Consider the following 13,890-nt stretch of genomic DNA (forward strand, 5'->3'; position numbering starts at 1 on the left):
ATAACCCATCTGCAAAATCCGACAATTAGTGATCAAAACATTCAAATTTGGATATGAAAGGACATAAAAAATAGAGAAAAAGGCCTTAAAAAATTAACTGATTCATACCCGTTGAATGAGTACGAGGGCAAGGCCTCCACCAAATAACTTTTATATTTTTATCAGCATTTTTTTCAAATCAGATCTCAATTGTAGGGTTAGTAACGGATCGGGTTAGAACCATACCTTGTGCCCGTTCGTTTTTCCTCTTTTACCTGTGTTTCATGGGGCGCAGTTGCACCAGCTGTTTTTTCTTCTACCTTTATTTTATGCCACCCACGCGAACTTTCTTTGCGACGCCTGACCTGTTTTACAACATAAGCGGTTCCTAATGCTGCTACACCATAACCAACAATTTTCATTAATTTACTCACAATTATCTACCCCGGTCTATTATTGTACCTTATAGTTTATGAAGATACGCAAACAGGTAGAATCGTTGATATACGTTGATAGGAGGCTGAGAGTATTACCTGCAAATCTACTCTGGCGGCAGTTTAACATTTGTAATTTCGCCAGTATTCGGGCTGAATTTTATGCCTTTATCCTGACTCTGATTTTACCGACAGTAAACGAGCGTGGATAAAAAAGAACGAAATAAATAACGGTGAGCCTTCATCCTTCATCCCGGGCGTACATGCAGGCAGGGCAGCGAGGATTTCTCTCAGCGGGAATCTTAAGAACCGTGGAGAAAGCCAGATCATAAATTGTTCTCTCGCCGGCTGCCGGATCCCCCAGTTGCATCAGATTCAGGATAGCTGCTGCTGCAATAGCGGTTCCAACCAGACAGGTAGTCACTCCCATAACAAGCGTGATATCGGGCTCAGGAATTGGTCTGGATTTCATAATAAGAATTAGCTGTTAGATTTCACAGTAAGAATATAGCTGTTAGTGAACAACCTGATTTAGGAACAATCTGATTTAGGAACAACCTGATTTAGAAACATCCGGATTCAGGAAAGTAAGGTAATTCTGACATAGAATTTCCAAAACTGGATGTTTAAAATTGTTAAATTCCCAGTTCAAAATGCGTAAATCTGTTATAGTCTTCAGCAGACCAGAGAACTATTTGTCAGAAAGGACAAAAAGAGGAATTAAAACGGGAAATTAATGAAGAGTTTTTGAAAGTTTCCTATGGAGAATGAAAGGTAGGGGCAAACTAAAGCCCATGCTTGTTAACTCATAACACATGGGTTTTCAATACCTTAACCGGTAATTGATTCGTTACCATGCTACCCTGTATCCAAAAACTGTTTCCTGACATCCCTGGCACAGCCCGGAACGCTCGAATTCTTTAATAAACGTCTCATTTTTGAATTCTTCTGTATTTACTCTATCCGCACATAGGGGACATTTACACTCTGTAACTATCGAAACTTCTCGTCCAAAACCTAATGATTTAAGAAATTTCTTTTTTTCTATGTTCATGTCTATCAACCCTTATGAATCCCATAATTCAGCATATCACCTTCATAGAACCTCCTGAAAAATAAGAGCAAAACACAGGTAGTTCTATTTTCTCAGCCTAAATGCTAGATACTCTGCTCATCTGTATCAACAAACGATTATAACTGCCATATTACAGTTAATGCTTGAATTTCCTGCTTAGGAGAACTTTGTTCTCGAATTTATAATATAAAAGAGCAGATCCTTGTGCTATAACACTTTCTTGTTGGATCTTATCTGAGTATACGATAATTAATGGACATCAAATATAAATCTATTGATTTTTTATAACCTTGTTATAATATTCAAATTATCTCTTAAAGTACATGATATAAATTGATACTTTTATGGGCAATTGTTTTGAATATCCTGATAGATCTATGTTGCCTAAAAGAGACAGTTATCAAAAAAATAAACATCTCGCTCTTGATGGCGATTGTAATGGCTGAGATGTGTTCCGCTGCGTTTCCAATAATTTCCACGAAAATCATACCAATAAACAGCTCTGTCCAACCGGGGCTTTAGCCAAAGATTCTATGGAAATTCGCGCCAGAAAGCTTAAGACCAGTCCTGTTAAGGTAGTTGGCGATAAGGTTATTGCTCACTGCATCGACTAAGGCCTTATTTTTTCAAGCCTTTTATCAATTCTGCGATTTCACCCACAAATTCCAGGCCTGCGTTTCTCCCGGTCCCGGAATAGATATGCTCCATGCAAGAACCTTTTTTCTTTAATAGAGTTACATCTATACTGGAGCGTAATGACTCCTTGACCTTAGCAGACATTTCTCCCATTCTTGGTGCAGGGAGTTCGACGCCTTCCGACCTGTCCGCATCAATGTCGAGTATGTATGCCTTACTTTCCAGCCTGATCCGGATATTATCGCGGGTCACATCAAGCCCGGTGACCTTTGCCCCTGAATACGTCGTAAATCTGTACAATTTTTTCTCATATAAGAAGCCGAAGATGTAACCTGTAAAATAACTGCCGAGCCAGGGTATCTTCGCGATCGAACCAGAGAGTGAAATACCTTCCTGATCGAAGTGGTTGGTTTGCATCCATATCCAGGAAGATGGCATTGAAATGCCCCAATCCTTCTCAATATAGCCCCTGCCGCCCTTGAAATCTGTCCTTATCCCGTCAGCCTCGATAAACCCTTCAATGGTATGATCCATACTCAGTATGCCGTGATAGCATTCCATCCCCGGCACGAACGCATACCAGCCCATTACCCCAGGGGAGAGCAATTTTACGGGCCAGGGATATATATCTTTGAAATTCATGCGAGCAGTGACAGGGTCTTCACCATGCATGAGGTTAAGCCTCATCTCGTCAAGGCTGAAAAAAGATCCACCAATAGTAAGCTCGAACTTTTTATCGCTCGCACTAAACTCATTAAGTGGGTATCTGAAATAACGCATTCGTTGAGCTCTGGCATCCAAGAACATAACAAAAGCATGGGAATTCGAAGGGTTTTCGGGGAGGGAGACGCCTGGAATGACAGTATAAGCATGCTTCTCGCTGCGATCTACTATCTTAAAATACCAGCCTTCAAAAAAATTCTTCTTTTTCCTTCGTCCATGAAATATTTCCGGCTTCCAGGTATTGAGCATCCTATATGGGAGGATGGTCTCGTTTAAAATCATATGCATAATCCTGTTTCGCCCACGTGAAAAAGCCATTGTGAAGGCAAAACCGATTAGATGTCAAAGTTAATCTTCAATACCTCACATTGAGGCAAATTTTCAATATGCACTCCCTCAGGTGTTCCTGTTATCTCAAGCCCGTCAAATTCATTTGAACCGCATAACACATCCTGATTGGGATGCGTACCTGGTGTGATATTGCAGCTCAAAACAGTCTTTCCACCGGCTGATACCACAATTGGAAGTCTCGGGGATGCAGGGTGATTTTTTGGAAGGACTATTAATGGGGACCGGATTTCCCGAACCATGAAGAGCACGCATTTAAGCCCTTTTTCGGTCTTCTCGCCCACAGACAGCGCAGAAGCAACAATCAGGTCATGGGGTTCCAGTCCAAGTACAATTTCTTCATTCTCGGTTTCCAGAAAGAACTGTCCGTTCGGACCTGCTTTCACAATAGCCACTATTCCTGCCGTGCCGCGCAGGAGAAGCATCTCATTTTCCCTGAGTGAAATGTCTTTAGGAGAAGCCAATTCTTCCATATTAAAAATTAGCAACTGAGACTGATGATCAGGATTCTGTTACATTACTGGACTGGCAGGAAGGACACTTCACATTCTTACCAATACCTTTGAACTTATTTCCACAGTCCTTGCATTCATAACTTTTAACCGGCAGCTTTCCTTCCATATCGATATCAAATGAGTCTCCAACACTACACATGATTGTCACCTAATAATTTCATCAAGGGATCCCTGAATTATATAACCCACATATTAGTACTCATATTTCTCCAATTAAAACCTTTCCATATCTATTACTCTCTGACACGTATGAATGCGGTTTTCCTATCAGGGCAACCGTTTCCTCAAACCTGAAAGAACTTAAAAATAGAGCTTACATGCCTGATAAATTTCTTCTTTTAATAAATATTCCATGAGAAGGAAAATCAAAATATAGTGGAATACTCCGCTTTTCAGGTTAATTCGCAAAGTTAATGTTATATTATCAAGCTAAGATTCTAAAAATATTCATACACATACTAAACTTATTTGGTCCAGTTGTTAAGATATATAATCAAGTTTTTCTAAATATAGAAAATAATGAAACGAATAGCCATTTTCTTTGTAATAGCTTTACTGGTATTGATGCCATATTCTGCAATGGCAAGCGCTCCAAGTGTATCGTGCAAAGGAGGTACATGTAGTAATCTGAAGATTACCAAGGTTAATATAAGCAATGCAGTAAGCAAAACTGTACCGGCTAAGATTGGGTTCACAGGCTATATATCAGGTCCTGTTAAACTTGTCCAGTATACGGTAATCGATCCGAAAACTGGAAAGGTCGTCGGTTCAACAAGCGCCTACTGTTCGAAATGCACGACTAAAGGGATCTGCTCCTGCTCGTGTATAATAAAACAGGCTGGAACCTTTGATGTAAAGATAACTGCATACGGTTCTGGGAACTGTTGTGTGAGTACGGTTAAAAAGGCAGCCATTACAATAGGATCTGCAAAAGCACCTTCAAATGACCCTGCAAAAGCACCTTCAAATGACCCTGCAAAAGCACCTTCAAATGACCCTGCGAAATTCGTTCCAGGTTTCAAATCCGTAGTCTCAGGAAAGAAAGTAACCTTTAAAGACACGACATCAGGTGTTGAACCTGTAAGATGGGACTGGAACTTCGGTGACGGCTACCGATCAAATGCACAGAATCCGACTCATACATATAAAAAGGCAGGAACTTATACAGTTTGCTTGACTGTATACGCTAATAATAACAATTACAAACTTGTCTGTAATAAAGTAGTTGTTAAATAATAAGGGAAAACCCCTTCCTATTTTTAATCAAATTTTGCCTCGCTCATCACAGAACCAGTTCACAGAAACTATTCAGCAAGGTTAACATTTAAGTTAATATGAATTTTTCTTTTTCCCTTGCAGGTATGATCTCAATTTTACTAAAGTTTCTGTTCCACGCCTGTATAGTGCTTTGATATTTTCCTGGTATACAAAAGCTATCGGCATCAAGAGTAACGGCACAGCTGCCGCTGTTTTAACCCCTTCCGGAACTGGCAGCGCGGCTATAAGACTCGCTCCGGTAGCCCCATAAAGAGGCACTATAGGAAATAGCATGCCCAGGCCTAATGTTCTTCTGAAATGTATGCCTAATTTTGCAGCCAGGAAACCATTAGATCCTATGACTACACCAATGCCTATACTTGGCCCAATAGTCTGAAAAGGATTATATGATGGTCCAATATAGAGTCCTAGATCAACACCAAAAACGGAAACAAGGCCATTGAATTGATTCCTTTCCTGACTAGAGTTTCCCCCAAGACCTGATACAACTATGCCTATGTCCAATTGCAGAGGCCCTCTTCCTGCTCTCCTCCCATCCATTATATCATTACTTCCCCAGGTGATAGATTTACTTCTCTTAAGCCAGAAATTACCTATCTTGCTGTTTTATCAGACGTTTACGACCTTATTTTCAGATTAACACATCCGATAAGTAAACTAACTCCTCGATCAAAAATTCTGAAAGTAACCTTTTTCAGGATCTTCAAAAATAATCAGAGTGTCTGACTACACATTTCTCTTTCTCATGCCATTAAACTTCTCACTATTTCCTTCAAACCATCTGCAATATTAATCAGGACACTGTTCCTCAGGGCATCCGCGGATATACTCCATTATATCTTTCAATTTTGCAGTAGCCAGTGATACCGAAGTATCAGCAGCTCCGTAATAAATGCGGAGTTCGTCACCTACCACAACCCATCCGCAGGGAAAAACAACATCGTTGACATCTCCACTGCGTTCGTATGGCTCCTTGGGTCCAAAAACCCAGCCTTCCGACCTGTGTAGCACTTTGGTGGGATCCTCAAGATCAAGAAGAGCCAGTCCGAGCCGGTAGCTTAATTTCGGGGTCGTCTGGCGTACCCCATGGTACATAATTAACCACCCTTCAGGCGTATAGAGGGGCTGCGGCGACAGACCGATCTTGTAAGCATCCCACCATCCGCCTTCCCTGGCATACAGAAGCACATCATGCCTTTCCCATGATTTCATATCCGGGGAAAAGGAAATCCAGATATTTGCTTTCAAAGTGTGAACGGTAGGCGCAGGTCTGTGCAGCATTGCCCACATCCCGTTAAATCTTACAGGGAAAACTGCGGCGTCTTTATTATCAGGCGGCATTACGGGTCCTATTCGTTCAAAATTACGGAAATCTTCGGTAAATGCAATCGCTGGTAAAGGGCCAGAATCTGAAAAAGCCACATATACTATTGCCCACTTTTTCAGTTCATCTATGTAAGTTATGCGCGGATCCTCAACACCGTATATTTCCTCAGGATAATTTACAGGATCCGGAAAAAAGGTTGGCTTACTATCGATTTCCCATCCATCAATCCCATTCTCACTCGTGGCGACCGTAAAGTGAGAAAATCCCCTGTGGTCTTCAACCCTGACCAGTAGCAGAATTTTACCATCAACTATCGCGGCTGCAGGATTAAATACTGAATTGGCTCGATAAGGCCAATCTGCAACTGTAAGTATAGGATTTTTCCTGTGCCGTATAAATAGCTCCCCATGATCTTTCCAGACCATATCATTCCTCCATTCCTTTTTCAGATCGTTATTTCAGTAATAATTTCTTTTTAAGGCTTGATTCCAAGTACATCTTCTACATAAGCTCTTAAAATCTCTGCAATACTCCATGCCTGTGCAATGGTACCTCCTGGAGAGTGCGGGTAATCTCCATCAAACACCTCAGATATGGTGCCAATGCCTGCGGTTTCGAGATGCTCGTCAAAACCCTCAAGGAGGGTCTTCATGGATTCGATATGGTTGTTCGAATAGCCGTGAACCTTCAAATAGGCTTTCACATAGGATCCGAGGAGCCAGGGCCAGACCGTCCCGTTATGATAAGCCGTATCCCTGTTAATGGCATCCCCGCGGTACTGACCTTTATATAAGGGGTGGTCACATGAAAGGCTTCTTAGCCCGAAGGGTGTAAGAAGATCCTTTTCAACTCTATCCACTATGGCTCTTTCTTTCTCAGGGGAAAGCATGGTATAGGGAAGTGACACAACAAAAATTTGATTCGGTCGGATTGCAGGGTCTTTAGCCTCATTTCCTGCTTCGTCCCAGTATATAAGGTCAAAGAGGCAGTTAGTCTCAGGGTTCCAGAAAGCATTCTCAAAGTTTGAGACTACCCCAGCTGCGAGATTCTCGTATTTGGAGACATCTTCGCCAAGGAGAGTGCCCAGGTAGGAAGTTGTCTTCAGGGCATTGTACCAGAGAGCGTTCACCTCACAGGCTTTACCTGCTCTTGGGGTCACCGCCCATTCCCCGATTTTTGCATCCATCCAGGTCAGTTGAGGTCCCTGCCGAATAAGGTAATCAGAATCCATGCCTATTCCAAAATCTGTGCCACTAGAATAACAGGCTATAATCTCCTCTACGGAATCCCAGACATCAGAGAGGAAAAGGAAATCCTGCGTATAAGCAAAATACTGGTCCAGGGCATGAATAAACCAGAGAGAAGCATCCACTGTATTGTAAACTGGATCTCCTCCGAAAGCCGGGAAAGTATTGGGAATCAGGCCTCTCCGGCAGTATCTGGCAAAATTGATAAGAGTGGACCTTGCCTCCTCGAAGCGGTAGGGAATTAAAAGCAAGCCGGGCAAGGAAATCATGGCATCTCTCCCCCAGTCCGAATACCAGTGATATCCTGCAATCACGGTATTTTCACCTGTAACACGGTTTTTTACCACAAAAGTGTCGGTTGCCTTGAGAAGCTTGAGAGCGAAGGGATCTTTAATCTTCGAGTCGAGTACCAGAAGGTTCTGCCGGTTTGCTTCCCTTAAGTAGAGTTTATCAACCTTCTCAAGTGTTAGAGAAGAAATATCTCCTGTCGAAGCTGCTATAAAAAAACGGGAAGTTCCCTTTTCGAGCTTGCTCTCAAAATAACCAGGATTGAAATTATCTTCCTGGAAATTAAGCCCACGTCTTTTCTCAGTGTCATACTCCAGGTTATAGTACCATACTGGCTCGGGATGATACTGGAGATTGGACGAAATCGAGAAAGTGAAACCAGTAGAGCTTGCAAGATGTACTCCCGTAGGTCCGGGTCTTTGGAAGAAAGAAAGGTATCCTGAACGGGCAGTAAGGTTAAAATCTCTTGAGCTTACCAGAGGAAAGATTCTGAGTAAAGCCCCTTCTCTTTGAGATGTAATATCATAGACAACAAAAGTAGTATTACTATTATGGACCATGAAAACTTTTTTCTTTACAGTAAAATCTCCGGCCTGGTAAACCCAGAGAGGAAATGGGTTACGATTAAACTCAACTAGATGTTTGAAACCCTCAGGGAAAATTTTTTCGGGGTACTTATGGACCGCGAGCTGATAAAGTTCTCCATTAATGGAAATTTCCTCATCAAGGGAAGAAAGTATTAAAAGTCTCCCAGGAGAATTCTCTGGAGTTGCTACAAGCAACCCGTGGTAAGTTCTTGTCGCTGCTCCGATAATTGTGGAGGAAGCGTATCCTCCAAGCCCGTTTCCTATGATCCATTCCCTTTTTGTTCCCTCTTCGTATGTTGAGAGAAAATCTATTCCAAACCTGCCCCCATTCATATATATTTGATTAGTGTTGATTTATTAAATACCTGTACGTTTAGAAAAAAAGCAATTACTACTGAAGTTACTCACCTATCTTCATCTATGCATTACGCTGTCTGAAACATTTGATCCTCAATTCCTGTGGTGGTTTTGCTGCCTCAACCGCCTGCAAATCGAAACGAACCTTGGGTGACATTCCTGTGAGAGTTCGCAGATAGGAGTTCTACCCTGTTTGCTTATGTTTTTCAAAAACGTTCTGATCGTTGGCTTGAGCAGGAGCCTATCCGAAGAATACTTTTTCGAACCAGATTATTATTTAGGGAATATTACTGAAACACCTCTTATCGAGCTTGTCGCCTCCGAGAAACAGTTAAAAAGAGTCACAGCCAGACAGTTTGCTGCCCCATTCGCTTTTATAATAATAAATACATAAAAGAATAATTATATTTAAACATTATCAAGCACCGATGCACTTGCAAAGGGGATATGCTCGAATCGATTAGGGGAGTTATCAGTCTGGCGTGATAGAGAACAAATTACAGTGCCTGGAATGCTGCACTTTCTCATGCTGGAAACCAAAATGTAACCGTCTTCCTGTATTCTAAAATAGAATTCCTAAACCGCCTTTTTAACGGAAAATCTCGAGATTACAATAATAGGTAAGGAGTGATCTTTGTGAAATTATTTGGGGGTCGCGAGGATAATCAAGAAGCGAAAGGACACGTCTATAGAATGAATGAGAAACTCATTTCCATCGGAGATGACTACTGGATAGAAGATGAAACTGGAGAGCGAGCTTTCTATGTTGATGGAAAGGTTCTCCGAATTCGCAACACCCTGATTTTCAAAGACCTGCGAGGAAATGACTTATATAAAATTACAGAAAAACTGCTCCGTATCAGGGATACTATGGAAATCAAAAGGGCAGATGACAGCCTGGCTGCAACAGTCAAAAAAGATCTCATTAATATTCTGCGGGATAAGTGGAAAGTTGAAATTTCTGATGGACCAGATATGGAAATTCATGGCAACATTCTGGATCACGAATATGAGATTGAGTCTGAAGGAAGGAAAATTGCAGAAGTCTCAAAAAAGTGGTTCCGCCTACGGGATACCTATGGAGTTAAGATTGAGCCCGGGCAGGATAATGCACTCGTCTTGGCGATTGCGGCTGCACTTGACCAGATGGCACATGATTGATAAAAAGGGGTTAGAAACGTGGTTGAAATTGAAGCTTTTACAAGCCTTTTCCAAACCACTGGTTATATTGCTGCAATAGTCTTTGTGCTGGCAAGCACATTTTCAGCTGGAATTTCTCTTACGATTCAGCAGATTCTTGATCCATTGCATAACATAAAGCTGGTACTTCTCGCGCTTGTAGCAAATTTTATATTTGTACCTGCGCTTGCACTGGTCTTGCTGTACGTATTCTCACTTCCACGACCACTGGCAATCGGACTTTTTATTCTCGGTACCGTTGCAGGGTCTCCTTTCGTCCTGAAGCTCACGCAGGCAGCCAGAGGAGATGTTGCTCTTGCAGCAGGGCTGATGATACTCCTGATGGTTGTAACAGTTATTTATTTGCCTGTCGTTCTCCCGATATTTTTCCCCGGAATCGAGGCAAGTGCCTGGGATCTTATTAGATCTACGGCTGAGATAATACTTATCCCGCTGGCGCTTGGTCTACTGGTCCGTACCAGGTATGAAGAACTGGCAGAGGAACTGCGCCCTTTTATTAATGAAGTGAGTAACCTTGCCTTCCTCGTTCTGATCATATCCTACATCCTAGCTTACTTACCTTCCATGCTGCGTATTATCACTGAAACCTATACACTCTTTGCCGGGGTTATACTTACAATTGGGTCATATGCACTTGGCTATTTTCTGGGAGATCCTGATAGATCACACAAGCAGGCGTTAGGCTTCGGAACTGCCCAGCGTAATATCTCGGTAGCACTGGCAATTGCAGGTTTAAATTTCGGAGATCCTTATGTTACAATCATGATCTTTTTCATATCAATTGTTGCTGTTATATTGCTGATGTTTTTTGCACAGGAAATTGGTTATCATCACAAAAAGGGAGAAGAAGCTCACCTGGGATGAGAAGTAACTTCCTGAACAATAGCTTTGAAAAAGATTACAGGTACTCTTGCTCGAATTTCTAGAGTCAGGAATGAATCTCAAAGTCAGGTGCTGGATAGAGAACTATGTAGATCTCTGGGTTTCACTGGATCAGCTTAACACGGCTATTTACAAATGCAGATATTGAATTGTCGGCTTACAATATCGTTGTTGGTTCTACTGGTCCGGAGATCGGATCTATAGTATCTAATTGCCGCAAAAATTCCAGGACTAAATAACTTTGCTTCAATAAGCGAATTCAATAAATTTAGGTCAGTAAACTATCAAAAGTAAAATATTATGTATAAAATAATATACATGACAATATAATATGATCTTAAATTGCGAGTTCTGGGGAGATCTCGCAGTTCTATAAAGTGGGAATTTAGCAATACCAGGACACCAGGAGGGGGACAGATGTCACTGAAAGAATATAAGCCCGGATCTCCTTTTAAAGGGAAAATAGGGCGAACGATAGATGAATCAGAACCCGCCTGGCCAGCACAGCGGCGAGCAAAAGATGGCGCACCCAATGTGCTGTTCATTGTGCTGGACGACGTAGGTTTTGGACAACTCGGTTGCTACGGCAGCCCTATTCACACACCAAATCTGGATAGCCTGGCTGAGGGAGGTCTTCTCTATACCAATATGCACACGACTCCACTGTGCTCTCCATCGCGCGCGTGCATACTTACCGGAAGAAATCACCATTCAAATAACATGGCCGCCGTAGCCGATAATTCAACAGGCTTTCCCGGTTATAACGGGTATATACCTTTTGAAAACGGTTTTTTGTCGGAAATACTTCTGGAACATGGATACAATACCTATGCTCTTGGTAAATGGCATTTAACACCTTTAGAGCAGATCTCGGCAATAGGACCTTACGATCGCTGGCCCCTGGGGAGAGGATTCGAACGCTTTTACGGATTTATGGGAGGGGATACGAATCAGTATTATCCCGAGCTGGTTTATGACAATCACTATATAATTGATCTCCCCAAGACTCCCGAAGAAGGCTATACCCTGAATGAGGATCTGGCTGATAGGGCTATCCAGTTCATTGCTGATACCAAGCAGATTGACCCAAACAAGCCCTTTTTCCTGTATTACTGCCCTGGAGCCATGCATGCTCCTCATCATGTTCCTAGAGAATGGGCAAATAAGTATAAAGGCAAGTTTGATGATGGCTGGGAAGCTTATCGGGAAAAGACCTTCGCACGGCAGAAAGAACTGGGTGTTATCCCGAAAAATGCCAGATTATCCCCTCATGATCCTGATGTCCCGCACTGGGACGAATGCTCTCCTGATGAAAAGAAGATCTACTCTCGAATGATGGAGGTTTATGCCGGATTCCTGGAGCAGACTGACTACCATATAGGCAGGATAATACGGTTCCTGAAAGAAGCTGGTGAATTTGAGAACACCCTGATAATGGTGATTTCAGACAATGGAGCCAGTGCCGAAGGCGGTTCCTCGGGGACAATCAACGAGAACCAGTTCTTCAACAATGTGCCTGGTCTGATAGAGGAGAGCCTTGAATACCTGGATAAACTGGGAGGTCCAGAGACCTTCAGTCACTATGCCTGGGGTTGGGCATGGGCTGGGGATACACCCTTCCGCCGCTGGAAACGAGAGACTTATCGCGGTGGTGTCAGTGCTCCCTTTATTGTCCACTGGCCCAGGGGAATAAAAACCAGAGGCGAGATTAGAAACCAGTATGCCCATGCTATCGATATGGTACCAACAGTCCTGGATTGCCTGGGAATAGAGCCACCGCTATCTATTAAGGGAATAACTCAATCAGCTATTGAAGGAGTAAGTTTTGCACATACCTTCGACAATGCCGATGCACCTACCAAACACCACACCCAGTACTTCGAAATGATAGGAAATCGTGCTCTGTATCACAATGGCTGGCGCGCCGTATGTCCATGGCCCGGGCCTTCATTTGCTGAAGCAGAACATGCTTTTGGTTCGCCTATCACGGCAGATATGCTGGTCGAGCTGGATGCAAAAGGCTGGGAGCTTTACCACGTGGATAAAGACTGGACAGAGACCGAGAATGTGGCAGAGGAAAACCGGTCCAGATTGATCGAGATGATCGCCATCTGGTATACAGAAGCCGGAAAATATAATGTGCTGCCCATCGATAGCCGTATGGTGCAGCGCCTTAAAGAAGAACGCCCTTCCGCTGCACCTGATAGATCGGTTTACACATATTATCCCGGGACTGAGCCGGTTATCTTGAGTGCGGCAGTTAATGTGCTCAACCGCTCACATGTTATTACTGCTCATGTAGATATTCCGAAAGGAGGGGCTGAGGGGGTTCTGCTAGCCAATGGCACTGTCGGCGGAGGCTATTCATTTTATATGAAAGACGGAAAGCTGCACTATGTATACAATTATGTAGCCAGGAGTCTTCATCATCTTGAATCTTCGGAGAACGTCCCGGAGGGACGGCATCAACTAAGCTTCGAATTCGAAGTGACAGGTAAGCCAAATCTTGCCAGAGGTGAAGGCGCGCCAGGTACAGCTCAACTCTTTATAGACGGAAAATCAGCTGCCAGGGCTGATATACCTGTAACGATACCAATTACCCTTGGAATAACCAGCGGGCTCACCTGTGGTTCAGCTCCTGCATCTCCAATTACACCTGACTACAAGCCTCCCTTCAAGTTCACAGGCAAGATATTTAAGGTGACTGTGGATGTAAGTGGCAAGTTACACGAAGATAAGGAAGCTGAGATGCGTATGATCATGGCGCGGCAATAAACAGATACATCTGCAAATCAACAGATCACACCTCTTAAGGTCTAGACCACAAGCATAGAGAATTCCAGAAATATTGAAGATAAAAGCGGATAGTCAGATTAATGAGACCAGCTTAACACGTCAACAACTATTTAAAAATCATTTAATTCGTTTTCTTTATCAAATCTTATTTACAATATTATGCAGGTTGGTTTATATATTTTTGGACTTACATACCTTTACGGCACAATATTGAAAAT

13 protein-coding genes are annotated in these 13,890 nt (G+C 42.7%); 5 read left to right on the top strand and 8 right to left on the bottom strand.

Annotation, left to right across the window (positions count from 1 at the left end; genetic code table 11):
• Positions 1-197: 197 nt before the first annotated feature.
• Both AOB57_RS00115 and AOB57_RS00120 read right to left on the bottom strand, forming a co-directional pair.
• Positions 198-413: a hypothetical protein gene (locus tag AOB57_RS00115; protein ID WP_054298706.1), complete on the bottom strand. Its 216-nt coding sequence runs from the start codon at positions 411-413 to the stop codon at positions 198-200.
• A 241-nt stretch (positions 414-654) separates the two neighbouring features.
• Complete coding sequence (locus AOB57_RS00120) at positions 655-885, bottom strand: hypothetical protein (protein WP_054298707.1); 231 nt, start codon at positions 883-885, stop codon at positions 655-657.
• Positions 886-1,937: 1,052 nt separating this feature from the next.
• Between AOB57_RS00120 and AOB57_RS00125 the strand changes: the two genes are divergently transcribed.
• Positions 1,938-2,102 carry a hypothetical protein gene (locus AOB57_RS00125; protein ID WP_167829484.1) on the top strand — a complete coding sequence of 55 codons (165 nt, stop codon included), beginning with the start codon at positions 1,938-1,940 and terminating at the stop codon, positions 2,100-2,102.
• Positions 2,103-2,106: 4 nt separating this feature from the next.
• Here the strand turns inward: AOB57_RS00125 and AOB57_RS00130 are convergent, their stop codons facing one another.
• From AOB57_RS00130 to AOB57_RS00140, 3 genes are read right to left on the bottom strand one after another with little or no spacing between them, the layout of a single operon-like run.
• Positions 2,107-3,129, bottom strand: coding sequence for a tocopherol cyclase family protein (locus AOB57_RS00130; protein ID WP_226999551.1), 1,023 nt, complete (start codon positions 3,127-3,129; stop codon positions 2,107-2,109).
• A 53-nt stretch (positions 3,130-3,182) separates the two neighbouring features.
• Positions 3,183-3,668, bottom strand: a complete 486-nt coding sequence (locus tag AOB57_RS00135; RefSeq protein ID WP_054298709.1) for a hypothetical protein — start codon at positions 3,666-3,668, stop codon at positions 3,183-3,185.
• Between the two features lie 28 nt (positions 3,669-3,696).
• On the bottom strand, positions 3,697-3,849 hold the full coding sequence (locus tag AOB57_RS00140) for a hydrogenase maturation nickel metallochaperone HypA (RefSeq protein WP_226999719.1): 153 nt from the start codon (positions 3,847-3,849) through the stop codon (positions 3,697-3,699).
• Positions 3,850-4,229: 380 nt separating this feature from the next.
• Here AOB57_RS00140 and AOB57_RS00145 point away from each other — a divergent pair, with 380 nt between their 5' ends.
• Positions 4,230-4,946, top strand: coding sequence for a PKD domain-containing protein (locus tag AOB57_RS00145; protein WP_082384210.1), 717 nt, complete (start codon positions 4,230-4,232; stop codon positions 4,944-4,946).
• 93 nt (positions 4,947-5,039) lie between these two features.
• Here AOB57_RS00145 and AOB57_RS00150 read toward each other — a convergent pair whose 3' ends face one another.
• The 3 genes from AOB57_RS00150 to AOB57_RS00160 form a co-directional block, all read right to left on the bottom strand.
• Positions 5,040-5,492, bottom strand: coding sequence for a hypothetical protein (locus tag AOB57_RS00150; protein ID WP_226999552.1), 453 nt, complete (start codon positions 5,490-5,492; stop codon positions 5,040-5,042).
• A 285-nt stretch (positions 5,493-5,777) separates the two neighbouring features.
• Positions 5,778-6,740, bottom strand: a complete 963-nt coding sequence (locus AOB57_RS00155) for a glycoside hydrolase family 130 protein (protein ID WP_054298712.1) — start codon at positions 6,738-6,740, stop codon at positions 5,778-5,780.
• Positions 6,741-6,790: 50 nt separating this feature from the next.
• Positions 6,791-8,770 carry an amylo-alpha-1,6-glucosidase gene (locus AOB57_RS00160; RefSeq protein WP_054298713.1) on the bottom strand — a complete coding sequence of 660 codons (1,980 nt, stop codon included), beginning with the start codon at positions 8,768-8,770 and terminating at the stop codon, positions 6,791-6,793.
• A 660-nt stretch (positions 8,771-9,430) separates the two neighbouring features.
• Here AOB57_RS00160 and AOB57_RS00165 point away from each other — a divergent pair.
• The 3 genes from AOB57_RS00165 (at position 9,431) to AOB57_RS00175 (ending at position 13,651) form a co-directional block, all read left to right on the top strand.
• Entirely contained in the window at positions 9,431-9,955 is a 525-nt protein-coding gene (locus AOB57_RS00165) for an LURP-one-related/scramblase family protein (protein WP_226999553.1), read from the top strand.
• An 18-nt stretch (positions 9,956-9,973) separates the two neighbouring features.
• Positions 9,974-10,858, top strand: a complete 885-nt coding sequence (locus tag AOB57_RS00170; protein ID WP_054298716.1) for a bile acid:sodium symporter family protein — start codon at positions 9,974-9,976, stop codon at positions 10,856-10,858.
• A gap of 435 nt (positions 10,859-11,293) precedes the next feature.
• Positions 11,294-13,651 (top strand): arylsulfatase, encoded by a 2,358-nt coding sequence (locus AOB57_RS00175; protein WP_054298717.1) that lies wholly within the window; start codon positions 11,294-11,296, stop codon positions 13,649-13,651.
• Positions 13,652-13,890 lie beyond the last annotated feature (239 nt).

The organism is Methanosarcina flavescens, assembly GCF_001304615.2.
Lineage (GTDB): Archaea > Halobacteriota > Methanosarcinia > Methanosarcinales > Methanosarcinaceae > Methanosarcina > Methanosarcina flavescens.